23 protein-coding genes, 1 pseudogene and 1 riboswitch are annotated in these 25,387 nt (G+C 43.2%); of the genes and pseudogenes, 21 read left to right on the top strand and 3 right to left on the bottom strand.

The window, feature by feature from the left end:
- The first annotated feature begins 417 nt into the window (after positions 1-417).
- The 12 genes from ASG89_RS12005 (at position 418) to ASG89_RS11950 (ending at position 9,877) form a co-directional block, all read left to right on the top strand.
- Entirely contained in the window at positions 418-1,302 is an 885-nt protein-coding gene (locus ASG89_RS12005; RefSeq protein WP_057310921.1) for a hypothetical protein, read from the top strand.
- Between the two features lie 159 nt (positions 1,303-1,461).
- A complete protein-coding gene (locus tag ASG89_RS36320; RefSeq protein WP_157276619.1) occupies positions 1,462-1,602 on the top strand; it encodes a hypothetical protein in 141 nt (46 codons plus the stop codon).
- 173 nt (positions 1,603-1,775) lie between these two features.
- The gene (locus ASG89_RS11995; RefSeq protein WP_057310918.1) at positions 1,776-2,012 is read left to right on the top strand and encodes a hypothetical protein; all 237 of its coding nucleotides are present in this window, start codon (positions 1,776-1,778) and stop codon (positions 2,010-2,012) included.
- 523 nt (positions 2,013-2,535) lie between these two features.
- A complete protein-coding gene (locus ASG89_RS36315) occupies positions 2,536-3,933 on the top strand; it encodes a hypothetical protein (protein ID WP_057310917.1) in 1,398 nt (465 codons plus the stop codon).
- Positions 3,872-4,105 (top strand): aspartyl-phosphate phosphatase Spo0E family protein, encoded by a 234-nt coding sequence (locus ASG89_RS38205; protein WP_321166494.1) that lies wholly within the window; start codon positions 3,872-3,874, stop codon positions 4,103-4,105. Before ASG89_RS36315 ends, ASG89_RS38205 begins: the two co-directional genes overlap by 62 nt.
- A 340-nt stretch (positions 4,106-4,445) precedes the next feature.
- Positions 4,446-5,132 carry an HAD family hydrolase gene (locus ASG89_RS11985; RefSeq protein ID WP_235549728.1) on the top strand — a complete coding sequence of 229 codons (687 nt, stop codon included), beginning with the start codon at positions 4,446-4,448 and terminating at the stop codon, positions 5,130-5,132.
- Between the two features lie 501 nt (positions 5,133-5,633).
- Positions 5,634-6,062 (top strand): SRPBCC family protein, encoded by a 429-nt coding sequence (locus tag ASG89_RS11980; protein WP_057310914.1) that lies wholly within the window; start codon positions 5,634-5,636, stop codon positions 6,060-6,062.
- Between the two features lie 88 nt (positions 6,063-6,150).
- Entirely contained in the window at positions 6,151-6,657 is a 507-nt protein-coding gene (locus tag ASG89_RS11975) for a GrpB family protein (RefSeq protein WP_057310912.1), read from the top strand.
- A gap of 463 nt (positions 6,658-7,120) precedes the next feature.
- Positions 7,121-7,459: a DUF5412 domain-containing protein gene (locus ASG89_RS11970; protein WP_235549727.1), complete on the top strand. Its 339-nt coding sequence runs from the start codon at positions 7,121-7,123 to the stop codon at positions 7,457-7,459.
- A gap of 97 nt (positions 7,460-7,556) precedes the next feature.
- A complete protein-coding gene (locus tag ASG89_RS11965; protein ID WP_057310908.1) occupies positions 7,557-8,003 on the top strand; it encodes an NUDIX hydrolase in 447 nt (148 codons plus the stop codon).
- 605 nt (positions 8,004-8,608) lie between these two features.
- On the top strand, positions 8,609-9,403 hold the full coding sequence (locus tag ASG89_RS11955) for a Cof-type HAD-IIB family hydrolase (protein WP_057310905.1): 795 nt from the start codon (positions 8,609-8,611) through the stop codon (positions 9,401-9,403).
- 177 nt (positions 9,404-9,580) lie between these two features.
- Positions 9,581-9,877: a helix-turn-helix domain-containing protein gene (locus tag ASG89_RS11950; RefSeq protein WP_082593024.1), complete on the top strand. Its 297-nt coding sequence runs from the start codon at positions 9,581-9,583 to the stop codon at positions 9,875-9,877.
- Between the two features lie 60 nt (positions 9,878-9,937).
- On the opposite strand, the gene ASG89_RS11945 is transcribed toward ASG89_RS11950, so the two are convergent.
- Both ASG89_RS11945 and ASG89_RS11940 read right to left on the bottom strand, forming a co-directional pair.
- Positions 9,938-11,119: an MFS transporter gene (locus ASG89_RS11945; RefSeq protein ID WP_057310901.1), complete on the bottom strand. Its 1,182-nt coding sequence runs from the start codon at positions 11,117-11,119 to the stop codon at positions 9,938-9,940.
- Positions 11,120-11,346: 227 nt separating this feature from the next.
- On the bottom strand, positions 11,347-11,709 hold the full coding sequence (locus ASG89_RS11940) for a winged helix-turn-helix transcriptional regulator (protein ID WP_235549726.1): 363 nt from the start codon (positions 11,707-11,709) through the stop codon (positions 11,347-11,349).
- 287 nt (positions 11,710-11,996) lie between these two features.
- Here ASG89_RS11940 and ASG89_RS11935 point away from each other — a divergent pair, with 287 nt between their 5' ends.
- The gene (locus ASG89_RS11935; RefSeq protein ID WP_057310900.1) at positions 11,997-12,512 is read left to right on the top strand and encodes a hypothetical protein; all 516 of its coding nucleotides are present in this window, start codon (positions 11,997-11,999) and stop codon (positions 12,510-12,512) included.
- 245 nt (positions 12,513-12,757) lie between these two features.
- Here the strand turns inward: ASG89_RS11935 and ASG89_RS11930 are convergent, their stop codons facing one another.
- Positions 12,758-14,167 carry a PLP-dependent aminotransferase family protein gene (locus ASG89_RS11930; RefSeq protein WP_057310898.1) on the bottom strand — a complete coding sequence of 470 codons (1,410 nt, stop codon included), beginning with the start codon at positions 14,165-14,167 and terminating at the stop codon, positions 12,758-12,760.
- A 113-nt stretch (positions 14,168-14,280) separates the two neighbouring features.
- Between ASG89_RS11930 and ASG89_RS11925 the strand changes: the two genes are divergently transcribed.
- From ASG89_RS11925 to ASG89_RS11885, 8 genes and pseudogenes are all read left to right on the top strand, one after another.
- A complete protein-coding gene (locus ASG89_RS11925) occupies positions 14,281-15,282 on the top strand; it encodes an aldo/keto reductase (protein ID WP_057310897.1) in 1,002 nt (333 codons plus the stop codon).
- A 126-nt stretch (positions 15,283-15,408) separates the two neighbouring features.
- A pseudogene (locus ASG89_RS11920) lies at positions 15,409-15,762 on the top strand (helix-turn-helix transcriptional regulator); the annotation flags it as partial.
- A 383-nt stretch (positions 15,763-16,145) separates the two neighbouring features.
- Positions 16,146-16,348, top strand: a riboswitch (cobalamin riboswitch).
- 144 nt (positions 16,349-16,492) lie between these two features.
- Positions 16,493-17,554, top strand: a complete 1,062-nt coding sequence (locus tag ASG89_RS11910; protein ID WP_057310888.1) for a FecCD family ABC transporter permease — start codon at positions 16,493-16,495, stop codon at positions 17,552-17,554.
- Positions 17,555-17,570: 16 nt separating this feature from the next.
- The gene (locus ASG89_RS11905; RefSeq protein ID WP_057310886.1) at positions 17,571-18,341 is read left to right on the top strand and encodes an ABC transporter ATP-binding protein; all 771 of its coding nucleotides are present in this window, start codon (positions 17,571-17,573) and stop codon (positions 18,339-18,341) included.
- A gap of 18 nt (positions 18,342-18,359) precedes the next feature.
- On the top strand, positions 18,360-18,962 hold the full coding sequence (locus ASG89_RS11900; protein WP_057310884.1) for a cob(I)yrinic acid a,c-diamide adenosyltransferase: 603 nt from the start codon (positions 18,360-18,362) through the stop codon (positions 18,960-18,962).
- A gap of 44 nt (positions 18,963-19,006) precedes the next feature.
- Complete coding sequence (locus tag ASG89_RS35560; RefSeq protein WP_082593022.1) at positions 19,007-19,426, top strand: (2Fe-2S) ferredoxin domain-containing protein; 420 nt, start codon at positions 19,007-19,009, stop codon at positions 19,424-19,426.
- A 10-nt stretch (positions 19,427-19,436) separates the two neighbouring features.
- Positions 19,437-23,318, top strand: a complete 3,882-nt coding sequence (gene cobN, locus ASG89_RS11890; protein ID WP_268795614.1) for a cobaltochelatase subunit CobN — start codon at positions 19,437-19,439, stop codon at positions 23,316-23,318.
- A complete protein-coding gene (locus ASG89_RS11885; protein WP_057310880.1) occupies positions 23,305-25,359 on the top strand; it encodes a VWA domain-containing protein in 2,055 nt (684 codons plus the stop codon). The genes cobN and ASG89_RS11885 overlap by 14 nt, the downstream gene beginning before the upstream one ends.
- Positions 25,360-25,387: the final 28 nt, after the last annotated feature.

Here is a 25,387-nt window from a genome sequence, read left to right as displayed (position 1 = left end):
GGAAGTTATGATTCAGTAAATTCAGTTAGATGGACCGCGGACATCATTTCCTTGGTTGCATTGCTCCAGTATTAACGAAAAAAGCAGGATTAATCGGAGAAATGGTAATATCCCCTTTAAGTAAACACTCAAAAACCTTATGGCACCATAAGGAGTTGAGTGCAGCTTGGAGGGGATTTTTCTCTATACCGTACATAATAGTTGCGAAAATTAGTGAGGAGGGCATAGTAACTCCTCTCACTATTTTGCTTAAATTAAGTAGCTATGGGTCTTTCGTGATGAATCTGTAAGACGGTGGGTGAATCATAAATAGTGGTAAAGAGGGTAACAATAGAATGGAAACTTTTCCTATTTTTAATATTGCTTTAAAAAATACTATTATTCTTGGAGGATTATTTTTTCAAGGAGGAATATGTGATGCGCTCACAAACGCTTCAACTAAGAGTACCGATACTCATGGGGAATGCCATCTGGTTTCTCATATTAGCTGGCTTGAGTATTATTCTTGTCGTTTATGTTTTTTGGAGAAAAAAAGACCTAAAGCTTCTAGCGTTATTTTTTGGTTTGGGTGCAATTGCTGGTTATTTGGAAAATGTGATATGCATTTGGTTTCAAAGCTACGAATATTATCCCAAAATATTGGAAGACCCCTACTACGATTTGATATTAGGGACATATCTGTCTCAGGTATATTACGTGTCATCGGTAGCATTGTTTATCGCTGCTTTTAATCTCAGATATCGTTGGATCCTGGCTTTTATCGCTATGTTTGTAGGCATTGAATACTTATTTTTAGCGCTGGGGGTCTATAAGTTAAATTGGTGGCATCCGGGTTATACAGCCGTTGGATTACTCATTTATTTTTGGATATCTAAGAGGTGGCATACGGTGCTGTTGCAAAATTCCTCGCGTTTTATTCGGTGGTTTACGTTATTTTGTTTGAACTACATTATTTATGGAGACCTAATTGCAATTCCACTCTTTTCCAATCATTATCATTTCGCCGTCGCATGGTTTAATAATCCTACGAGAGCTACCGTGACTGTTATCATTATTTTCATGTTAATACGGGGAGCTATATTTGCTCTTGTTTGTTTTTACAAGTTGCACTGGTCAATAATGGTGTTGGTTCCAATATTGATGTGGGTATTTTATAAACACTTGATTCATCTACATATGTTCACATATAAACATTTTTGGGATTTATTATTATTTGCGTTATCTGATATCGTTATTTTGATATGTTGTTATTTTTTTAATCGGATATTGACGAAGCACCCCACCTATGAACTTCATCCTTAGATGGTGGGGGATCACCTACTTTGTAAAATTAATGAAGCGGTCAATTTTAAATCAGAACCTACCGAGTTCACGATAAGATGTAATTACTCGAATAACGGGTCACTACGGGATTCCTATGATACTTTTGAATGTGACCCAGGAGCTGTTAGAGGCGAAGAAGTGCTGCGTGGAGTGCATGTGGAAGAGTTAAAAGCCAACATGCTGGCGTACATGGATCAGATTTTCAATCATTTCATTGATGAGCATTTCGTGCTTAATGAAATGATTGGTACGAAAATTATCTCATTAATTGCCGCGTAAATCGCGGCTTTTTTTTTATGGGATCAGGTCTGAGGTATTTTGTTGGCCAATGTATCGACTGCCATTTCTCAACGGGCAGGATAGTTAAAGTGTTTCACGAATACCTCAATATGGAAAATTTGCGAGATTCATAAATATGTCATTATACGTATACTTTTTTTGGAGTGAAATAGATGAAGATTAGATGTAGATGTGGAGATATCATTGTAGATCAAACGGATTTTCATTCAAATAAAGGATACATCATTTCAGATCAAGATTTTTTCGACTTCTTAGAAGGAGTAGATAACGCAATAGAAAAATCAGGACAAAAAGCAAAAGATAAAGAGCGAGCCATAATGAGTATTAGATATCTTATTGGTGAATTACAAAGAACAATCTACCAGTGTTTCACTTGTGGACGTATGTAAATTAATACTAAGGAGAATGGGCTCAAAGAATTTACAGCAGGTGAACATTCCCAAGGAAGCAGTATTCTTTCATCTACGAAAGGTGAATTATGGAGGAGACCATTAATTGGAGATTGGGATGATTCAAGGAAAGGTGAATATATTGGTTATCTTAGGTGTTATGGTTACAGTAAAGAGTATTCAAAAAACGATAATTTTTTAAATCTTCAAGAAGATTACTACTAACTTCTTGGAGAGTTAAGTGGGAAGGGAATAGCTCGCTCGGCTTTATTAAGGCATAACAATAAAGTAATACACTCATGGAAACCAAATTAAAATCAATTTTAAAATCACGCCGACGTTGTGTACGCTCCTTGGTCTACCCGAGGGGAATTCGAAGAAACGTTTGTTAGGAGTTTTATTTGCATGTCTGTAACAAAAGTCCGATTTCGAGTGTCAATAGATCTGAAAAGGTTATCTCGTGGAAGATGTTAGGAATACGTATCCCCACTTGATTTGGCCGAGAAAGGAGGTGAGAAACAGTATGTTTACAAAGCATTCAGGAGCAAAAGGAACGATCTGGCTTAGGTGTTTGTGCATCGTATTCGTTCTAGCATTTATACAGCAGTATGCGTATTCCCACATCGCAGAGGCCACTCTATTGGAGTCGCTGAAGATCCAAACGGGGGACCCAGTCTATTCAGGCAAGCATGTTAGTGAAGACTCCGGGTCTGAAAATTCACTGAGTGCGGTTATCGGTGAAATAAATTTGACGCCAGCGGCATCAAATATTCCAGTTTTATCCAATATTCTGTCAGATATCGAAAAGACGACTCAACCTTCCATTGACCAGGTGAAAGATTCGCGTGCATCTTTGCCACCTGTTTCGACTCCGTCTGCGGAGAAAACTTCCGGACACGGTCTGCTTCCCGATATTCAGGTGATAACGCCTTCCATTTCAGTTGAAACGCCTTTGGTTAATTTGGAAGTTCCATCAGCGAAGGTTGAAATATCCACTGATCAGATACCGTTGGTGTCGGTAAACTTGCCTTCCGCGAAAGTCGTCACGTCAATCATTCAAATAAAGACGCCTGCGATTCAGGCTGAAGTTCCATTGACGCCGATAACAGCACCCCAAATCGAGGTGGTTACCCCGACCGTTCAAGTGAAAGTGACTGTGACTGTGACGGATATCCCAGTGCCGAGTACGAGCCAGTCGAATCTCCCTCTGATCGAGGGAGGAAAGGCTGAGGTTGACGTAGGAAAGAAAGAACCGCTTATCGGAACTGACGGAGCCCAGAAACTGCACTTCAATTCGAGTGGGAATGAAAGTACTACCGAAAGACCGTTTCCAGTGAACAGTAATGTATCCGAAGAACAGGTCAAGTTAGCTCCAGCAGCGGTTCAGTGGAAAGGCGGCTCGGAAAGCAAATCATTCCCGTGTTCCACTATCATAGATCCTGATCCTCCCACGGTCTTACCGATGTTGAAGCTCGGATTATCATTGCCCCTTTCGACGGAAGTGAATGCTCTGATCGAGCCACAGATGGCAGCGAAGAAACAGACAAGAACATCGGAAGCAACTCCGATTCGTACGGGTCCCGCGAGTACATGGTTTTCCGCCCTTTTGACTCTTTATACAGGAAACGTTTCAACTGGAGGGGGCGGATCATTCGTAACTGGAAGCAGTGCGTCCTTTGGAAGTCTGGGTTTTCTTTTTCCTGATATTCATCTGCCTCCGCCGAAAATAAAGAACCAAAATTATGAACACTCCCGGCTTTTTAGTTCGAATCAGTGGTCGAAGCCGCCACCAGCTCAACCGCCTCGCTATACCTTCTTCTCACTCATCGTTAAACAAGTTGAGAAGGAGTGTATATCAAATGAAATGCAAATCCATGGGAAAGATTCCTTTGAAGCGGGAGCTATCAAAGGCTCTGCATGAACAAGCTGTGGACAACCTTTCAGCAATCGATCAGGCCATTTACGAGAAACGGCAACAATTAAATCAATACGCTAGAATATATGGTCTTTCAGACCCTAGATGTCTTCATTGTTCGATGGAACTCGATGAATTAATTAATGCTTTCAATAAGATCAATAAAACATTTGATTAAACCCTTTGCAGGTCTATTTTTCATTCTTGTTGCAAACCATGAAGGCTGCCGGCACACGATAATGCCACTGCGCGCGCAATGGGAATGAGAGATGAAATTCAGATAGCCGGTGTCGGGTTACAAGAATATTATCTCATTAATCGCCGCGTAAATCGTAGCTTTTTTATTTTATGGGATCAAGTCCTTGTCACGAGCCAATGACAAGAACTTGATTCCATTCCCGACGGGTGTATTAAGACGGCATCTGGCTAGTGATTCAACTTCTTTTTCTCAGTTTAACAGGCAGTTTTGTTTAATAACGCCACCAATGAAATGGCAACTTATTACATCTATTTCACGTATGAAAGTAAGAGCTAAAAAACTGCTGACTAGGGAGAACCAAACAATGAAAAAGTACATACTCTTCGATCATGATGGTGTTCTGGTTGATACTGAATTCTGGTATTACAAAGCGGGAGAACGTGCCCTGGCTGACATTGGATTTACCTTGGATAAAGATCAATACCTCCGCGACATGACCCGGACATTGGGCACTTGGTCACAAGCCAAGGCGGCAGGTATTGATGAGCAGACCATCAGCAAGCAGCGTGAGGTTCGCAACATCTATTATCAGGAATATCTAAGAACAGAATCCATAGAGATTGAAGGCGTAGTTGAAACTCTAGCCGAACTGTCAAAGTACGTCCGCATGGCCATCGTGACGACTGCAAAACGTGCGGATTTTCACCTTATTCATGAAAAGCGCCAGATTAAACAATTCATGGAATTCGTCCTTGTTCGCGAAGACTACGAGCGCACCAAGCCGCACCCAGAACCATACTTGGCCGGCCTACAGCGCTTCGGAGCTACCAAAGAAAAGACCCTGGTTGTAGAGGATTCAAACAGAGGGTTGAACTCAGCCGTGGCGGCTGGTATCGATTGTGCTATTATCCATAACGACTTCACAAAAACACATGACTTCTCACAGGCCAGCTATCGAATCAAGACTCTGATTGAACTAAAGGACATTATCCTAAATGTAACCTGATTTTGAAGAAGGAGCTCCCTCGTATCTTTCTAAAGAGAATGATATGTTTTTCCATGTCGTTGAGTAATGAAGAGGGCATATGGTGATTAGGACTATCCACCGCTAATTGTCTTCTATTCCAATGGCAAATATGTATTTGCTGATGGACGCTTTCAATTGGTTAATGCTCGGGTGAGTGATTGTAATATGCTACCGAAGGAGAGTTAATTATGATACATAATGACCAAATAATATATTGTTAGTCAATGCCTGTGGCTCTTGGCAAGAGACATTCAGTTGTTTGATAAAATTATTAAATGACAAAAAATTAAAATGCATGGAGACAGATTCTTTTTTGCGATTTGTTAAATGTAAGAGACGCTGTTAGTGTTGTAGAGTCTGCTAAACCGAGAAGTGGGAAAGTTTTTCTAACAAGCTAACGTATTGGTTTCCATTTATAGGGTCGGGGGCTTATCATAAAGATCAAACATAAAAATTATTGCAGTTAGAAAGGAGTAAGACATGGCAAATATCGAGCACTTGCAAACCGTACATGTTCCAGCGTCGAAGGTGTATGAAACTTTAACCACCACTGAGGGACTGTCGGAAATATGGACCAATGAACTCATTATAAATAATCAGATTGGCTTTATTAATGAATTTCGATTCGGCAGCAATGATATAACTAAGATGAGAATAGAGGAATTGATCACTAATAAAAAAGTCGTTTGGCAGTGTATAGATTCAGATCCAGAATGGATTGGAACGATTATTTCCTTTGATATTCAAGAGAAGAACGGGAAGTCTTATATTACTTTGCGTCATATGAACTGGAAAGAAGTAACGCCATTTTATCGCTCCTGTAACTACAACTGGGCTATTTTCCTTTATAGTCTCAAATCTTATTGTGAAGATGGCGATGGTATCCCCTATCAAAAACGTAAGTTTTAATAATTTATGTTATATTGCTCATTCCGCTCCCTCGGTATGATTTGATTTCCTCACACAAGCTCGTCTATTCATGATCAGGAGGAGTTAGATGGGTGCCAGTCTAATAATACGTGATTATGATCCTAGTTGGGTTCAATTGTTTCAGCAGTTACGAGCTTTTGTAATTCCTGTTTTAAGCGATTTCGTAGTCACAATAGAACATGTTGGCAGTACATCCGTGCCAGGCTTGGCAGCGAAGCCGATTGTTGATATCGACGTGGTTGTGTCTACACATTCCGATGTTCTGAAGGCTATTCAAGGGCTAGCCAGCCTTGGCTACGTTCATGAGGGGGACTTAGGAGTTACTGGACGAGAGGCTTTTATTCCACCCAGCAATGTAATCTGGCATCACCTATACGTCTGCACCATGGATAATACCGAGTATAAGCGTCATATCCTGTTTCGAGACTATTTAAGAGTTCATCCAGAGGATGCCAAACAATATGGTGATTTAAAGTTGGAACTAGCACGTCTATATCAGAATGACCGTTTCGCATACTCGAATGCCAAAGGCGATTTTGTAAAAAAGATACTACAACGTGCGGGTTGGAAATGAGATGTAGTTCAGCTTAATAATATGGAATAAAATGTAAACAATGAAAATAAGACGTTATTTCAATTAATAAATCAACTAATCTCACTGCTGTTCGACTCGGAATGTTTATTTAAATCAGGGAGTATATCCACTGGAATATTACTAAACAAAAAAGACTTAAAAGCAAGGGGATTTATCAGTTAATGTTACACGACCTGAAAAAGGCTATCGGCAGAATCGATAGCTTTTTTCTCAATTACCGAGTAGTAGGGTAGAATAGTCTAAGTAGCAAAAATTAAATTATGGAAACTTTTCACTAATTCACTTCGTCTAATTTATTATAGAAGTTTTGAAAAAGTTTGAAGCTGAAAATATGGGGACTTTGGTTAAGTATGAGGAGCCACAAGTGGAGGAATATGGAGCAATCGAACGATGACCAGACCATTATTTATGAAATTAAAAGAAAAAAAATGTGCTTAAATTTTTGCTTTCAATTGGATTGCTGTTCATTGGTTTAATTTGTTATGGGATTTACTGGGCTTTCTTTGACATGAATCGGCTCCCGACAGGAGAATTAATTGAGCAATCAAACTCCCCATACGGCAAATATACAATTAATGCGTATGTTTCAAGTGGAGGAGCAACGACTGGCTATGCTGTAAGAGCAGAACTTGTTTCCAACAAAAACTCGAAGAAAAAGAATATTTATTGGAATTATAGAGAAGAGAATGCAGATATCGTATGGATTGACGATGAAACTGTTAAAATTAATGGTCATGTTTTAAGTTTGCCAAATGAGAAATTCGATTTTAGGAGAGAGTGAATTTTCTATTCACGAAATTCAGCTAATAAAGAAAATTAATGCAACTTTACGGAAAATATGGAGTTTTAATTATATCACGTTCAGAGGAGCAATCATCTTGGGTTATATTATGGAATTAAGACGGCTTATCGGCACAAACCCCATAATCATGGCTGGTGCATGTGTGTTATTAACCGATGATAAGAATCGTTTATTATTACAACGTAGAACCGACAATGGTCTGTGGGGGTTACCTGGCGGCTCATTAGAACCAGGAGAGAGCCTCCCAGATGTAGCTAAAAGAGAACTATTTGAGGAAACAGGTTTAATCGCAAACTCATTAATATTGTTTGAAGTGTTTTCAGGTAACGAGTTTTATTACAAATATCCTCATGGTGACGAAGTGTATAATGTTGTGACCGCTTATATATGTAATGACTATTTCGGCACTTTAGAAAAGGATGGAGAAGAAGTGATGGAGTTACACTTCTTTGAATCAAAGGAAATTCCATCTGAAATCAGTCCACCAGATTTGCCAATCATCAAGCAATACCTGTTACGCTAACGAACATGATGCTTTTTTAACATTTTCTGAATGGTTAAAAGTAAACAAGTGAATCGGTTATTGCTGAAGAACGTAAGAACGAGAGTTCAATATCAAAAAGGGCTGCCCTGTGCAGCCCTTTGTTCTACTACATTGCGCTTACCTTAGAAAATAACCCCACCAAGCGAATTCCAAACACTCACCAAAGCTCGAGCACTGATAGTATTGCGATGAAGTCTGAGGTTCTCTAGGCATTGCACTTGCTGCCCCTGCTGATACTGTGCTGAGAGTAAACACGATGGCAAGAATTGCGATAAATTTATGGCCGCGAAGAAACTTCAATGGATTTACCTCCTTTTCAAGTTAAAGTGGTTGATTCGAATCTAATTTTATCATCGGGGTTAGTTGCCAACCAGTTACTTCAGACGTGTGAAAAGTAATGCATTTTAGCATGACAAGTAATGAGTTTTAGCATGACAAGTAAGAGATTATTTTGACCCTTCTTGCTAAGTCAAATCATCGAATTTTCAGGAAGCGGAATGAGCCGAAACAGAATCTATAGAAATCGCTTGTCTTGCGTTATAATTGGAAAACTAATACTTAACCTTTACTTGAGGGGGATGCACATGTCAGTCATACAGGCAATTGTATTGGACTTGGATGGAACCTTGCTCGGCAGTGATAAATCCATATCCACAAGGAATTATCAAGCTGTGAAAAAATGTTATGAATCTGGCATTCATATCATTGTTGCCACGGCACGACCGCCTAGAGCGGCTAATCAATTTGTTAAGGATATTCCTTTTGTAGACTACTTAGTTTATTACAATGGTGCGCTAGTAGCATGCAAGTCTAAGCAAACTCAGCGGCATATTAGTATTCCAATAGAGATAAGCCAACAGATTAACAATTTCATTGAGTTACATGCACCTCAATCGTTAATTTCATACGAGGTCAATGACGCATGGTATACGTGTACTCCAGTTCCCGAGTCACAACATGGCCATTACGGTATCCATTCACATGATCCTAAACCCCAGGTTGTTGATAAGGCGTTTATTCGTTCACTATCTCCGAACAAAATACTGCTTCTAGGTTACAGCACATATGGGGATGTTATCGAGCAATTTGGTGACGATGTGAACGTAATCGCAACCGATGGAGGCGTATTGGTTCAAATCATGCACAAATCAGCCTCAAAGGAAGATGCTGTTCAAGATGTGTTAAGCGATATCGGAGTGAAGTCAGAGAATGTAATGGTATTCGGGGATGACTTTAACGATTTAGGACTATTCCATAGGTGCGGATTTCCGATCGCTATGGGAAACGCGATAATTGAGTTAAAAAATTGTGCAAAACACATTACCGAATCCAATGATAATGATGGTGTAGCTGTAGCTCTTGAGAAATTTGTACTATGAATCATAAGCCGCTAATGGGAAGCAATACAAACGCCTCTGTTGAATCATTTCAACGAAGGCGTTTTTTTCGAATGACTTTGCATTTGATTTGCGAGCCAGTGTCGCCCCAGCTTCCTCATTCACTTAAAAAACAAGATAGATGCGCAGTACCAAAGCATTTCTAGTCAAATTATTCATATGATTGAGACCGGCTTCGATACCGATCTTTCACTAAAGGTATGCGCACGCCGTATGAATTACAGCCCGAACTATTTGACCAAAGTATTCCGCAAGGAAACAGGTGTTAATTTCAGTGATTACTTATCGGAGTATCGAATGAACATGGCCAAACAATGGCTGTTAGAAACGGATATGAAAATTTTCGAGATTGCGGAAAAGCTAAAGTATAATACGCCAGCCAATTTTATTCGTTATTTCCGCAAGTTGGGGGGAACGACGCCAGGTCAATATCGTGATAGTTTTTTAAAGAAATAGAGAGAGTGAAGTGCTTGCCATGCGGCGGCTCTTTTTATTCGATGAAGTTGAATTTTTAACTTATCTTAATCCTTCTTTTACTGATATGGCCTGTGACATTGTGCTCTTCTGGAAGGAAACAATTGCTGCAATGAAAGCTAAAAGTAATGCTACACTCGCGACCCACGGATTGTACAAGATAGTTGAATTCATTGTCGCAGCCATGCCTCCAATGCTCGCTCCGCTCGCAAGACCAACCTGTGTCACAGAAATGTTCAGGCTTATGATGAGATTAGACGATTGCGGAGCCTTCTCGATGAAATAGCTTTGCGTAGCTGGTCCCATAATGAACATGGCTACGATCCACATTGCTAAAAGTGCAATGGCAAGCGGAAATACGTGGACAGCCCAAGGCAATAAGGTGAGTGTAACCACATGAACGATCATGCTGATGACCATAATTCGAACACTTCCCCATTTGTCGACAGCCGAGCCGCCAATGCGGGAGCCAATTGTACCGGCAATGCCCAATGAAAGCATGATGAACCCAATATCGGAAGCACTCCTATGCAGAATCGTATCAAGAAATGAAGTTAAATACGTGAATAGGATGGAGTTACCAGCTTCTCTGAACAGGACAAGAAGCAAAGCGGTCAGAATAACTGGATTCGCAAGTATGGTGAATTGTCGACTGAAGGAAACAGGAGCGTCTCCCTGGATTTCCGGCAGCATGAGCGCCATGCCAATCATGATGATAGTGCTGCCGGCGGCAAGTAAGAGGAATATCATTTGCCAACTGAATACATGAGTCAGCGCAATGCCAATCGGTACCCCAAGAATCATGGCGCTGCTGAACCCGAGAATGATGGTGCCGATTGTGCTGCCGATTCTTTCAGGCGGAACCATTTTGGCAGCGGTGCTGAAGGCTGCTACTAGCAAGACACCGGAGCTCACACCCAGTATCATTCGGGATACGAACAGAAGTGTGAAACTAGAGCTGACAAATGAGATAAGATTGCCAAAAATAAAAACAAGCATGGCTAGGAGAAGTAGCTTTTTTCTCCCCATTCGTGCCGTCAGCGACACGATGACTGGCGTTCCAATAGCGAACGCGAGCGAATAGACAGTGATGAGTTGTCCGGCAAGAGCGAAGGAGACATGTAATTGATCAGCTAGCACATTAAGAATGCCAGCAATGACCAATTCGGAAGTAGCAGTGAAGAAAACAGCTATTGTTAGCATGTATATGACTTTTTGATTCATAGAAATGATTTCCTTTCTCTCCTATATTCCAACCTCACACATAGCCGCGTCCGGTGGAGTGAGTATTGTGATTATAATTGAGTTACTTAATTAAAGTAAGAACGCAAAGTATCTGGACATAATCCATCTAGTTGGACCTGGTTACTTTAAGTAAGTGGATATCCATGCCAAAAAACGCTAAGCAGTTACTCGCTTAGCGTTTTTTTGTATGCTGCGCAATGAAGTCATTAGTCGGCTGATTTCATGGCTTGCATCGTTGTACCCCACTTTTGCACCCATTTGTCCATTTCCTTCAACGCTGTTTGAAAATCATTGCCCTTTTCAGTCAGCGAGTACTCAACATTTACGGGTACAGTAGGATAGACTTTGCGATGCACGAGACCGTTTTTCTCCAGGTGTCGGAGTGTATCGGTGAGGGATTGGGTCTTGACAATGGATAAGTTCCGCTGAAGCTTATTAAACCTCTGTGGTCCGTTAAGCAGTTCTTCAAGAACGAGGAAGGCCCATTTGGCGTTCAGAATTTGCAGTACTTCACAAATACTGGAGCTGGATTTCTCCATGTGGTTGTCATTACTGGCTTGTTCTTTCATCTAGAGACTCCTCCTAACACCAAATCCAATTATTATTTTGTTCCTACATTATGTTCCTGCTCATTTGCTCATGTCAATCTAAGAAAGCTCCTAGAGCTAAACTTATACGAATATAGAGTGGATTCTGTGAGGGTAGGGGCACGGCTGATGAATCCTCATATCAAGTAAATATTGAGGGTTTCAGAAAACCTCCCTGCTCGTATGGTCTACTTTCTTTCATTCCTAATTGTGGTAAAATATTTTGAATGTTCCAATAAACTATAGATTTCTTTTAGGGGGGTAAACAAATGAAGAAGAGGATTGGAATTACAATACTAATTCTAATCGTTATGGGTTCTATCTACTTCTGGGGTTCGAATTTTTCCCCACGATATTACTACACTCTTATTACAAATAATACAAATTTGAGTAATGAAAATATCAATGGTTTAAAGCTACACCAAAGTATGAAGAATGATTGGTTTATCAGTAAATACGGTAAGGAATATGAAAGAATAGAAAATGCACTTTTTGACTATTACAAATTAAAAGATGGTCTGGTGATTGCTACTCAAAAGGGTAACGATGAAATTATCCGCATTATTATTACAACTTTAAATGTTGAACCACTAAAAACTAACAAAGGAATAGGTGTTGGAGAATCAATTGACAAAGTAACGCAATTATATGGTGCTAGCTACTACACAAGGTGGGAACAAGGTGGGAGTATTATTGGGTATGTTGATGGGAAGGAAACTTTGGAATTTTGGTATGCTAACAATCAGGTATACCAAATACGATATGATATTGCTTCTATGAGTTAGTATGGTAACCAGTTAGCTTTATAACAATATGAAAAGGCAGCCAGTCCATTGGACTGATTGCCTTTTCTCAATAGTGGGTGCAAAATTAATTGAAAAAGCTATTTTTTAATTACGAGATGACTTATTCCGGAACTGGGAACACTTTCCGCTGAAGCAGCCGTTCAAATTCTAATAATGAATAAAGTAGTGACTACAGTTCCTTTATTTCTCTTCATTGGACATTTGTATGCAGGATTCGATTACTTTCATAACTTCATCGTATTAATAAACTTATGAATTCTTCGCAGTCCTTCGCCAATTTCCTCTTCTGTCAACTTTCCATATCCAAGTACAATTTTGCCCGGTTGTTGGCCTTTGATTATTGCATATTCATCGAACGAACTAAGACGTACACCGAACTTTTCGATTTGATGCCAATCGATTTTGCCGTACAGCTCTGGTCGAAATTCGATTTGAACGTGCATCCCTGCTTCATCCCCTAAGATCTGAGCTCCATCTCCAAAGATATCGTGACATTGCTCAGCTAGGAAGCTGCGTCTCTTCTTATAGATCGCCTTCATTTTGTGGATATGCCGATCGAAAAGTCCGTCTTCTATGAATCTTGCTAAGGCTAATTGGGTAATACCAGACGTAGTTAGATTCAATTCACTCTTAGTTTTTAGCACTCGTTCTGTCAGGCTAGGGGGAACGATGAGAAAACCAACCCGCAGAGCAGGTGATAACGTTTTGCTGAAAGTGCTTGCATAGATGACTCGAGAGGGTGCTAAGGTCTGTAGAGGCGGAACCGGAGCTCCTTTATGCCGGAACTCGCTGTTGTAGTCGTCTTCCACAATATAATGCCCCGCCTCTACAGCCAGTCTCACTGCTTGCTGCCTCCGTTGAATCGAGAGAATGCTACCAGTCGGGTATTGATGGGAAGGTGTAAGAATAATTAAGCCTCCGGGATCCAAAGGCGAGATATGGCTAATAATCATTCCATGACTATCGACAGTGACGGGATGGATGGCATACTTCATTCTCTGGAAAATATCGGCGATAAATCCAATGGTAGGTTCTTCGACATAAATGGTTCGAAAAAGGTCCGAGAAGGCAAACGCTAGCAGTAAAAAGCCTTCCGAAGTGCCTGAAGTGATGATGATTTGGTCCGTGCTGCAACGAACACCCTTAACACGGTATACATAACGGGCAATTGCTTCTCTAAGCTCCATAGCTCCTTGAATATCACTGTAATCAAACACATTATCCTGTTCATAATCCGTAATCTCACGCACATACTTACTCCAAATCCTGCGCGGAAAATGCCTTAAGTCAGGCGTGCCTGCGTCAAAGTTGATAAGTTCGTTCTCCTTCATAGCGTGGTGAGGCACAGACTGTGGCACTGGGGGGACTTGCAACAACTGGGCTTGATTGGTTTGAATACCTTCAGCGACGTACGTTCCAGAGCCAATGTGTGTAGACAAGTATCCCTCAGCGGTTAACTGCTCATATACCTCTATTACGACATTCCGTGCTATGTGAAGCTCCTGTGCAGCTTTGCGTGTTGAAGGTAACTGAAGACCAGGGGAGAGCATCCCACTCTCAATGTTTTCGCGTAAATAGCCGCATAATTGATTCGTTATGGACCCGGCATTTGCTTTTGGGTTAAATCCAAACAACCATGATTCCCCCTCCTAATTGGTTCCTGAAATAAGATAATTATTGGCTCTTATGATTACCAATTTCATTCATTATACTTAAGATGAACAAAAGAGAAAAGGAGATGAAGGTTATGTTCAAACGAAAATTAGGAAGATCTGAAATAGAAGTAAGTGCAATGGGTATTGGTTGCTGGGCGATCGGAGGGCCTTGGTATGAGGTAGAAACCGGTGAGCCCTTCGGTTGGGGTGATATTGATGATCAAGAATCGATTGCCGCAATCCAATGTGCGATCGACAACGGCATTACCTTTATCGATACATCAGATAATTACGGAGCAGGACACAGTGAGAGGGTAATCGGTCGTGCCCTGCAGGGACGACGTAACAATGCGATAATCGCTACGAAATTTGGTTTTGTGACGAATGAGAAAACGAAGGAGGCAACAGGCCAGAATGCGAGTCGTGCTTACATCAAGCAGGCCTGCGAAGCTTCGCTGAGAAGATTAGACACGGACTATATCGATTTGTATCAATTCCATCTTGGCGATTATCCGGAGCATAAAGCACAAGAGGTTCTTGAAGTGCTTGAGGAGCTTGTAGTAGAGGGTAAAATCCGCTATTTCGGATGGTCTACCGATTTAACGAACCGTGCTGAGATTTTTGCCCAAAGCAAACATTGTGCTGCTATTCAACATGAGATGAACATATTCCGTGATAATACTACTATGATAGACCTCTGTGAGAAGCATCAATTAGCAAGTATTAACCGAGGTCCTCTTGCAATGGGATTGTTGACAGGAAAATATTCAGAAGTGACAACGGTCGTAGACCCTAAAGATATTCGAAGTAGAAACAATTTGGATTGGTTAACTTATTTCAAAGATGGAATTCCATCCTCAATTATGACCAATCATTTGCGAGACATCCGAGAAATTTTGACCTCAAATGGCCGGACGCTTACCCAAGGTGCCTTAGCGTGGCTTTGGGCAAGAAGCGAAATGACGCTCCCCATCCCAGGATTCCGCACAGTAAAGCAAGTGACGGAGAACGCCAAAGCGTTGGATTTCGGACCGTTAACCCAGACACAGTTGCAGCAAATCCAGCAATTGCTGACTCAAAGTGCAGTCAACTAAAATCCAACAAGGTTGATACTAGAGTACTGGAGATAAGCTTAAATAGATGAAGGCGCTAGGTTTATACTCAACCGGTTCCGTAACTTTATTGGTGCTAGGTGTGAAAGAAGGAGAGGAGGGAATCAGATGGATTGGCTTGCGAGGATGAATCGAGCGATGGATTACATCGAAATGAATTTAACCGAAGAAATTGAAGTTGATAAAGTTGCACAAAAAGCTTGTTGTTCGTCGCATCAGTTTCTAAGAATGTTCTCATACATTACGAATGTGACGCTAACGGAATATATACGGCGCAGAAGGCTTACCCTTGCAGCAATTGATTTGCAAAATAACAAAGCAAAAGTTATTGATATTGCCTTTAAGTATGGTTATGAATCACCAGTTATTTTCGTGAGAGCTTTTCAATTGATGCATGGTGTTACTCCGGCAAAGGTCCGTCAAGAAGTAATCGAGCTAAAAGCTTATCCTCGGCTTTCCTTCCATAATTGAATTAAAAGCTTTTGACCCGAGTCATCCACCCTGAATTCGAAGATGAGAACCGAAATTTTATGGATGTGTATTATTGGACTTTATCAATCCGAGCGTTCTTGAAGAGCAGGATTGTGGAAGAAGAATATCATAAGGTAAAGATCAAGGATTGGTCTGCACTTATGGACACAATGGATACTGTGGCGTACGTCGCAGCAGTTCTTCTCATAGTAACCATCATATTAAATGCAATTACTCTGATTATATATCGTGACAAAACAGCAAAGTAGAATGTCAAAAATAACAACGCAGTTTTTACGCTAAATACATTTACAAAAGCACTTTCATTCACTATAATTACTAATTGCGTTCACTTATACATTGTCCTAACAAAAACTAAATATTTGCCAATAGGTTCTCCTTGATCGAAGTCGATTGGGAGATTAAAAGGGAAGTTCGGTTCGAAACCGACGCGGTCCCGCCACTGTACTTGCCGAGTCGTATCCGTTATGCCACTGTGATGTTTGTTCTTCATGGGAAGGTTGGATACTGCGAAGACGCAATAGCCAGGAGACCTGCCTATTTGGTGTTATTCATGAATATCTTCGAGGAAAAGATGCATGGAACTTAAAAGTAGGTTGCGACCGTTTTGTCGTGTACACTTTTTAATTCTGCATGCAAGCCTCCTGAAACTGTTCAGGGGGCTTTTTATATTTGAATCAAGCATAGGAGATGGATCCAGATGGATGAAACGTTAGTTCCAAGTAACGAATATGCGGCAACCCTTCGCAGAAAATGGCAAGTCCTTTTGTTACTATCAGCCTTTTTGATAATTATCATCATTGGCGCCGCCAAATTTGGAACGATTCAAGTGACCAATCACGAGATTATGCAGGGGTTGTTTGCCCCATCGGTGGAGTCGACGAATCTGATAATTCTACGAAATGTACGGTTCCCACGCATAGGGATGGATGTGTTTACGGGCATCGCACTTGCTGGAGCAGGCGTCATCATGCAGGCTATTTTGCGAAACCCACTTGCCAGCCCGTTTACGCTAGGCGTGTCAAGTGGAGCTTCCTTCGGTGCAGCGTTGGCAATCGTTTTGGGCACTAGTTTGTTTGGCATTAAAACGATACTGACAAGCTCATGGCTGATTGCAACTAATGCGTTTGTATTTGGCTGCTTGTCCATTCTGTTAGTATATATGATCTCTAGCTTAAAGAATCATTCAGGCACGGTGCTGTTACTTGCGGGGGTTGCTTTCAGTTACTTGTTCTCTTCAGGGCTTTCTGCACTTAAATATATTTCCAAAAATGATGTGCTTAAAGATTTGATTGTTTGGCTGATGGGTAGTACAAGCGGGACGAATTGGTCAGAAATAAAGCTAATCGCACCTGTCACTTTGATTGGTATGTTGATCATCATGCGCTACTCATGGCAGTTAAATGTGCTGGCACTTGGAGAGGAAATTGCAAGAACGTCGGGGATTCGGGTAAAACAGCTTCGGCTAGTCTCACTTATCACTGTGACGGTCATCTCGTCAATCACGATCGCATTCACAGGAGTTATCGGCTTCGTCGGACTTGTGGCGCCTCATGTAGCGAGAATGATCATCGGAGTCGACCACCGATTTCTCGTTCCGGCATCCTGCTTGCTAGGTGCGATCCTATTATTACTCTCAGATACTCTTGCACGGTCACTCTTTTCTCCTGTCGAGATTCCGGTTGGAATCGTTACTTCGATCATCGGCGTTCCATTCTTTATCTATTTATTGATCAGCAAGAAAAGAGAATATTGGAATTAAGAAAAGGGGGGATACCATGAGCCTGCGATTAGAGGAGGTAAGCTTTCAATATGGAGGACGTTCCGCGATTCACAAAGTGAGTCTTGAGCTCGTTAGAGGGGAAACCGTTGCGATACTCGGTCCGAATGGAGCAGGTAAGAGCACGTTGTTGAAATGTATGGCCTATCTCTATCCGCCGAAAAGCGGAGCTGTATCTTACAAAGACAAGCTGCTGCAAAATTACTCTCCCCGACAACGGGCACGTATGCTCGGATTCGTTCCGCAGCATTTCTCCCCGTCCATTCCAATGACCGTATTGGAGGTCGTTCTATTGGGGAGAACGCCACATCTTCGTTGGGGGATTACAAAAGAAGATATGGTGCAAGTCGAACGCATTCTTAATGAGCTTAAACTTTCCTCGCTAGCAAAGCGTTATATTAGCGAACTTAGTGGCGGCGAACGCCAGAAAGTTATGCTGGCACGAGCTTTGGCACAGCAGCCGGAGGTCATGCTGTTGGATGAGCCGATTACAGGTCTTGATATTCGGCATCAGCTTGAAGCGCTGGACACGATTCAAGCTCTGGTGAGAAATAACGATACTTCAGCCGTGATGGTTCTCCACGATCTTGAGCTTGCCTCACGCTATGCAGATCGTATCATTCTTATGAAGCAAGGTGAAGTGTACGCAACCGGTCATCCCAGTGAAGTGTTGACCGAGCAAAATTTGCAACAGGTATATGGCATCGAAAGCATGATAGAACCGATTGCGTTTGGTTTGAATATTACTCCTGTTCGTTCTATACAGTGAAGAAAGAGGCGATGAAAAATGAGAATTTATACGAAAACTGGAGATCTCGGCGAAACAAGTATTGTCGGTGGGCGTGTTTCGAAAGCAAGTGTAAAAGTGGATTCTTATGGAACTATTGATGAGGCTAACAGCATTATCGGCATTGCGATCACTTACATCCCTGAAAGCGAAGTTCAGATCAAAGATGAACTGGAACATATCCAACAAATTCTATTCGATTGCGGCAGTGATCTAAGCAAGAAAGAAGGAATGGAAGAACGTCGGCCTTTTAAGGTAACAGAAGAGCTTTTAGATGAGTTTCTGCCTGCGATGGAGTCTTGCATCGATGCGTATATTCAAGAATCGCCACAGCTGGAGCGCTTCGTCCTTCCCGGTGGCAGCCAAGCCTCAGCTTTTCTGCATTTGGCTCGGACGGTAGTACGTCGTGCTGAACGGCGTGTCGTTGCGTTGTCCAAGGAGGAGCGGATTAATCCGCATGTACTTAAGTATTTGAACCGTACGTCTGATTATTTATTTGCTGCTGCAAGAGTAATGAATTATCGATTAGGCGTCGCGGATGTTGAATATGTAAGAAGCCCGAAAGTATTTAGAGAAATGAAGAAAAAGGATGCAAACTCCTAACTCGACGAAAGTTGTCTATACCACTATGAAAGGTTGTGTAACGAATATCTACTTGGGATTTTTCAAAAACGAAACATCATATTCTTATATGCAACGGCTCGAGCTGCTTACGTAAGCAAGGAGATGAAGTCACCGTTGCTATACGCGAAGAAATCGCGTCGCATGGAGCGGAAGATCTGATTCATACCACGCGAACAAGATGCAACGGACGTTGTGAAGATGCATCTGTTGTCACTGTCTATCCGGAAGGAAACTGGTATATGAACATGACTCCTGAGACTGGAAAGAACTTAGTTCGTGGGCTTTTACAATCGAGCACACCACTACAAGAGCAGATTTCTTTCTCCTATAATCAAGGTCGTTTTGCCCCTAGCGGAAACGGAGCAACTGGTATGCTCCCGAGTGTTGGAGCCGAAAAGAAAAGAGCAAAAGAAAAAGCAATGGCAGAAACAAAAGAACAATAAATCATTCTCAATGTCGAAAGGAGTGCCTTCGATGATTATATATTTAACTACAGCAGATACGGACATTTTGACATTAAAAGCAGCTTTGCCAACATTGCCATCGGACTTTCCAGCGATACGTGCCGCCAATGTTACCGATTGGCTGGATCGGGATGATCTTGCTGGGTCGTTCTTAGATCAGTGGCTGGACCAAGCCAAGCTTGTTATTCTTCTTGTTCATGGAGGCCGTAAAGCTCAACCATATGCTTTCGACAGAATTCGCAATCTATGTCACCAGCAGCAGATTCCTTTCATGGCTTGGCCTGGCAATACCGAGCAAGACCCAGAGCTTGACCGAGCAACGAACGTGCCGCTTGAACTGTCAAGAAAGGCGTTGTCCTATACGGTTTATGGTGGAGTCCGTAATTTCATTTCGATGTTGCATTTTGTCAGTGACAACTGGCTGAAGACAAACTATGGCTATGATAAACTTGCTTCAATGCCATGGGCAGGCATTTATCAATCTAAATCGTTACTGCCGATTTCATCGGATCAATGGGCGCAAGAACATCAATCGAAGTTAGCTCAAGGGTTGCCGGTAATCGGAATTTTATTTTACAGGGCGCATTGGATGAGCCAAAACATCGAGTTCATCGACTCGTTGTGCGAGGACATTGCAGAAAAAGGCGGCATTCCACTCCCGATTTTTGCCCAAAGTCTCAAGGAAAATTCGAACGACGAGCAGCAAGAAAGCTACGGACAGTTTCTTGTTAATTCGCACGGTCGTAAACTAGTGGATGGGTTAATCGTGACGATGAGCTTTGCGGTGCATGGTAGAGGGAACGACGTATGCCCACCGAGCCGAAACAGCGTTTCTACAATCGAAGCATTAAATGTTCCTGTCCTTCAGGCGATTGTTTCTTTCAACAGCCATCAAAAGTGGGATGCAAGCGATGCAGGCTTGTCACCGCTAGATATCGCGATGAACGTTGCGCTCCCGGAGTTTGATGGACGCATCATCACAGTGCCGATCAGCTTCAAGGAAGTCGAGCAAGAGGATCCGGTGCTGAAGACATCAATTCGCAAATATGCTGCAGATCGCAGCCGTACGGGGTACATAGCTCGGCTTGCCATCAAGTGGTCCAGTCTGGGCAAGAAGGCTAATTGGGATAAACGTGTTGCATTCCTGCTGAACAATTCTCCATCGAAAAATTCACGGATAGGCAATGCGGTCGGAATGGATTCGCTCAATTCGATCGTTGCCACCATGCGTGCGATGGCAGAAGCCGGTTACGATCTAGGTGATCCTGAGCATCTTCCGCGAACAGGCGATGAGCTGGCGCATTTGATTATCGCGACTTGCAGCAATGATCGCGATTATTTGACCGAGGAGCAGCTTGCAACGGCTCATGGTCGTCTTCCTGTGTCTCACTATGCTGGCAATTGGGAGCAGATTAGTGAAAAGGCGCGGCACAAGGTACAGGAAGCTTGGGGCCGACCTCCCGGAGATATTTTTGTATATGAGGATCATGTGATTATTCCGGGTGTCCGATTCGGACATATATTCGTCGGCTTGCAGCCTCCTCGCGGATTCAGCGATAATCCCTCCGCCATTTATCATAGTCCTGATCTTGTGCCGACCCACCATTACATTAGCTATTATCGGTGGTTGCGAGATACGTTTGGGGCAGACGCGGTCGTCCATCTTGGGAAGCATGGAACGCTGGAGTGGCTTCCGGGTAAAGGCATCGGACTTTCGGAGAATTGTTATCCAGAAGTTGTTCTCGACGATCTCCCGAATTTCTATCCGTATATCATCAACAATCCAGGTGAAGGGACACAAGCCAAGCGGCGCACCCATGCCACGATTATTGATCATATGGTGCCTGTAATTACCACAGCCGACACTTATGGTGAGCTGAGCCGAATCGAGTTGTTACTCGAAGAGTATTACCAAGTGCAATTGCTCGATCCGAAGAAGCTTCCCTACATTCAAGAAGAACTTTGGAAGACAATAAAGCAAGCACAGCTCGATCAGGATTTACATCAGGCGGAACTCCCAACGGAATACGCGGAACTCAGCCTTTTTCTGAAAAATCTTGACGGCTATCTTTGTGAACTCAAAGAAGCACAGATTAGGGATGGACTCCATATTCTTGGGGAGACTCCAAAGTCGGAGGCAGCATGGGTTGATTTGCTTTATTCACTAGTACAGCATCCAAATGGGGATATTTCAGGGTTACCTAGCGCTGTCGCTGAAAGCTTGAATCTCAAATGGACGGCGATGCAGAGCGAGCTTGGAGAGACTTGGCAAGGGGAAGTCCCAAGGTATTTAGCGTCATTTGCCGGTTTCCAAAAGAAGTTTGCTCCTCGTGTCCGAGACATGAAGGAAGCGATTGAACAGATTTCTCGTCTCATCATTCAACAAATCATTCGAACAAGCGAACTCGCGCAGGTGTTAAAAATAAACGCTGAGGGACTCAGCGTGGAAGCTCAAATCCCTGATGAAGTTCGCGTTCATCCTGTTATTCAATCGGTAACTTCGTATGTCGTGGATTCGCTAATACCTCGTCTATTGCGCATACCAGAGGAGATTGGTAACTTGCTTGTCGGTTTGAATGGCGGCTTCGTTCCAGCAGGTCCGAGCGGAGCGCCGACCCGAGGGATGGCGGATATTTTGCCGACAGGACGTAATTTCTATTCAGTCGATCCGCAAGCATTACCTTCTACGAGTTCATGGAGAATTGGTCTCCAATTAGCTGATGAGCTCATTCAACGTTATGTGGATGAAGAGAATGAATATCCGAAGACGGTAGCTATTATCGTTTGGGGTACATCGGCTATGCGAACGCGTGGCGACGATATCGCTCAGATTTATGCGTTAATGGGCGTTCGTCCAGTATGGCAGCCTTCAAACGGTCGTGTAATGGGACTTGAGGTCATATCACTAGAAGAGCTTGGAAGGCCTAGGGTTGATGTGACCGTGAGGATCAGCGGATTTTTCCGAGATGCATTCCCACATATTGTTCGCATGATCGATGATGCTGTCAAGCTCGTTAGTGAGCTAGATGAGCCGGATGAAATGAATCCGCTGCGCAAGCATATACGAGAAGAAGCGACCGAGAAGTTGCAGTTGGGTATGGAAGCATCCGCAGCGCACGAATCTTCGCAGTATCGAATTTTCGGTAGCAAGCCGGGAACTTATGGTGCAGGTTTGCTTTCCTTGATCGAAAGTGGTAATTGGGAGACGGAACACGAAATCGCCGAAGTATTTATGAATTGGTCCAGTTATGCTTACACAAGCACGCAGTATGGCACGCCTGCTCCGACTGAATTCAAACATCGCCTCAGCCATGTTCAAATTGCGACTAAAAACCAAGATAACCGTGAACATGACATCTTCGACAGCGATGACTATTTCCAAGAGCATGGCGGCATGATTGCCACGATACGCTCGCTCACAGGAAATAATCCGAAAATGTACTTCGGTGACACTTCTAACCCATCAATGCCTAAAGTGCGGGACATCACAGAGGAAGCGATGCGGGTGTTCCGAAGCCGGGTTGTCAATCCAAAATGGCTCGAATCAGCGCGTCGTCATGGATATAAAGGTGCTGTCGAAATGGCCAATACGACAGATTTCTTGTTCGGCTATGATGCTACTGCACATGTTATTGAGGATTGGATGTATGAGAAGCTGTCTGAAGAATACATCCTGAATCAACAAAACCGTGAGTTTTTGCAGCAATCGAACCCGTGGGCGCTCAAGGAAATCGCGGAACGGTTGCTGGAGGCGGCGCAGCGTAAGATGTGGGAGTCCCCTAATCCTCAGACGATCGAGGGTCTAATGGACTCGCTGCTGCAGGTGGAAGAGTTTCTTGAAGAAAGAGGGAATACCGATGGGGAATCTTAATACAAAGCGCCATTCCTATCCGTTTCATGCCATTGTGGGTCAAGATGCCGTCAAGCTGTCGCTGCTACTTAATACAGTTTCGATTCAAGTAGGCGGTGTGCTCATTCAAGGAGAGCGTGGCAATGCGAAGTCAACTGCTGTTCGCGCTCTGCGCAAGTTAATGCCGCTCGTTCCTTTTGTACCGGGTTGCTCATCACATTGCGATCCGGCTATGCCCTTTGAATTTTGCCCACATTGCAAAGGGGAAAAATGGGATGGACCGGTGGAGTATGCAGAAGCTCCGTTCGTTGAGTTGCCGCTTTCGGCTACGGAAGATAGGCTAAGCGGTCATCTGAATATGGAGGCAGCACTCCGGAATGGAATTTACACCTTCCAGCCCGGTCTGCTGGCACAAGCTCATCGTGGCATATTGTATGTAGATGAAATCAACCTGTTGCCAGATCATCTGATAGATGCGCTGCTCGATGCAGCCGCTTCAGGTTGGAATCATGTAGAGCGTGAAGGCTTTTCTGTATCGCATCCGGCGCGCTTCATTCTGGTCGGCACGATGAACCCGGAAGAAGGTGAATTGCGGCCTCAGCTGGTCGACCGATTCGGCTTGTCTGTACCAGTAATCACGCCGAAAGATATCGAAGCCCGGACTTCGATCATGAGCAGACGGATGCAATTTGAAGCAAATCCAGAACAATTCATCCGACAGTGGGAGGTGCAAGAGAAAGCTGTTGGTGAGCAGCTTTCTTCCGCAAGAATCAAGCTACCCGATGTTGAATTGCCGCAAACTAGGTTGGAGCAAATCGCCCGAATCTGTATTCAAGCTGGAACAGAAGGGGTACGAGCGGATCTCGTCCTGTGTGAAGCAGCTAAGGCGCTTGCCGCATATCGGAATCATCCAAGTGTCACAGTAGCGGATGTCAATGACGCTGCTCCTTTAGTGCTGTACCATCGTAGCACGGAGCAGTGGCAGCCAGATCCCGACGACTCGCCCCCTGAAGATTATAGCGGGGATGAGTCGTCGCGCAACAATGACAATGGGAATCCGAATAACGGAGATTCTGGACAATCTGGGCAGAATGCTGCGAATAATGCGACTCCTTCTTATACCGAAAGCGAGACTGCGAGCCAGCCACAAGTAGAGACAAATGAGGGGCAGGGGCCTTCTATTCCAGCACCGATCGATGAGCAGCTACTGCCGATTGATAGCTTGTTCCGCATCAAAGACGCTGCCCTTGATCAAGTTAGCACTAAAACTAGCCCAATCGCTAGTCGTAACTTCGGAGGGGGGCGTACTCGCACACGTGCCAATGGTGTGAACCATCCCTTACGTGGCCGATATTTGCGTTCTCAATCGTTTGCTGGTGGAAAGCTTGATACATCAGTCCGTTTCGATTGGCAGAAGACGTTAGCAGCCGCTATTTTTCAGCCAAAACTGCAGAACAAGAGCGAAAACCATTGCAAGATCAAGCTAGGGCGGGAGCATTTATACAAGAAGACATTCATTCTTCAGCATAAACAGTTCCAGCTCTATGCGATAGACGCGAGTGGCTCGATGTCTAGCTACATGCAGATGAAGCAAGCCAAAGCTGCGATATTGTCAATGATTCAGAAGGCATACCCCAAACGGTATGTTTTTGGAATTGTCAGCTTTCGTAACGGAAAAGCTGAAGTTCTGCTTCCTCCGACAAAAAGCGTCAAGCAAGCGAAGCACGCACTGGAACAGCTTCGCAATGGTGGAACAACCCCTCTAGCCAAGGGCTTACGAACGTGTCTAGAGCTGTTACAACGATGGGGCAAGAGAGAGCCATCGTTCCAATCCAGCATTTTTGTATTTACCGATGGCAAAGTGAGCAGATCAAGCCATTCGGTAAATCACGAAACCTCACTCGAGGCCGCTTTACATTTAGCTGAAAAGATCGCTCAGGAAGACTTCTGTGCAACAATCATCGATACGGAGAATGGACGTATTCGGCTAGGCTTGGCACGCTTGATCGCCAGCACAATGAAAGCATCTTATGTACGACTTGACGATTTGAAGTGTGTGTAAATCGGTTTTCGATATTCCTGGAGTTGAG

It is taken from the genome of Paenibacillus sp. Soil766, from assembly GCF_001428105.1.
GTDB lineage: Bacteria > Bacillota > Bacilli > Paenibacillales > NBRC-103111 > Paenibacillus_E.
This window is presented reverse-complemented; position numbering and strand designations above follow the sequence as displayed.

Coding starts and splice junctions, on each gene's coding strand:
- ASG89_RS12005 (WP_057310921.1), top strand. CDS start 418: ATGCGCTCACAAACGCTTCAACTAAGAGTACCGATACTCATGGGGAAT.
- ASG89_RS11995 (WP_057310918.1), top strand. CDS start 1,776: ATGAAGATTAGATGTAGATGTGGAGATATCATTGTAGATCAAACGGAT.
- ASG89_RS36315 (WP_057310917.1), top strand. CDS start 2,536: ATGTTTACAAAGCATTCAGGAGCAAAAGGAACGATCTGGCTTAGGTGT.
- ASG89_RS38205 (WP_321166494.1), top strand. CDS start 3,872: ATGAAATGCAAATCCATGGGAAAGATTCCTTTGAAGCGGGAGCTATCA.
- ASG89_RS11985 (WP_235549728.1), top strand. CDS start 4,446: ATGAAAGTAAGAGCTAAAAAACTGCTGACTAGGGAGAACCAAACAATG.
- ASG89_RS11980 (WP_057310914.1), top strand. CDS start 5,634: ATGGCAAATATCGAGCACTTGCAAACCGTACATGTTCCAGCGTCGAAG.
- ASG89_RS11975 (WP_057310912.1), top strand. CDS start 6,151: ATGGGTGCCAGTCTAATAATACGTGATTATGATCCTAGTTGGGTTCAA.
- ASG89_RS11955 (WP_057310905.1), top strand. CDS start 8,609: ATGTCAGTCATACAGGCAATTGTATTGGACTTGGATGGAACCTTGCTC.
- ASG89_RS11950 (WP_082593024.1), top strand. CDS start 9,581: ATGATTGAGACCGGCTTCGATACCGATCTTTCACTAAAGGTATGCGCA.
- ASG89_RS11945 (WP_057310901.1), bottom strand. CDS start 11,119: ATGAATCAAAAAGTCATATACATGCTAACAATAGCTGTTTTCTTCACT.
- ASG89_RS11940 (WP_235549726.1), bottom strand. CDS start 11,709: ATGAAAGAACAAGCCAGTAATGACAACCACATGGAGAAATCCAGCTCC.
- ASG89_RS11935 (WP_057310900.1), top strand. CDS start 11,997: ATGAAGAAGAGGATTGGAATTACAATACTAATTCTAATCGTTATGGGT.
- ASG89_RS11925 (WP_057310897.1), top strand. CDS start 14,281: ATGTTCAAACGAAAATTAGGAAGATCTGAAATAGAAGTAAGTGCAATG.
- ASG89_RS11910 (WP_057310888.1), top strand. CDS start 16,493: ATGGATGAAACGTTAGTTCCAAGTAACGAATATGCGGCAACCCTTCGC.
- ASG89_RS11905 (WP_057310886.1), top strand. CDS start 17,571: ATGAGCCTGCGATTAGAGGAGGTAAGCTTTCAATATGGAGGACGTTCC.
- ASG89_RS11900 (WP_057310884.1), top strand. CDS start 18,360: ATGAGAATTTATACGAAAACTGGAGATCTCGGCGAAACAAGTATTGTC.
- cobN (WP_268795614.1), top strand. CDS start 19,437: ATGTCGAAAGGAGTGCCTTCGATGATTATATATTTAACTACAGCAGAT.
- ASG89_RS11885 (WP_057310880.1), top strand. CDS start 23,305: ATGGGGAATCTTAATACAAAGCGCCATTCCTATCCGTTTCATGCCATT.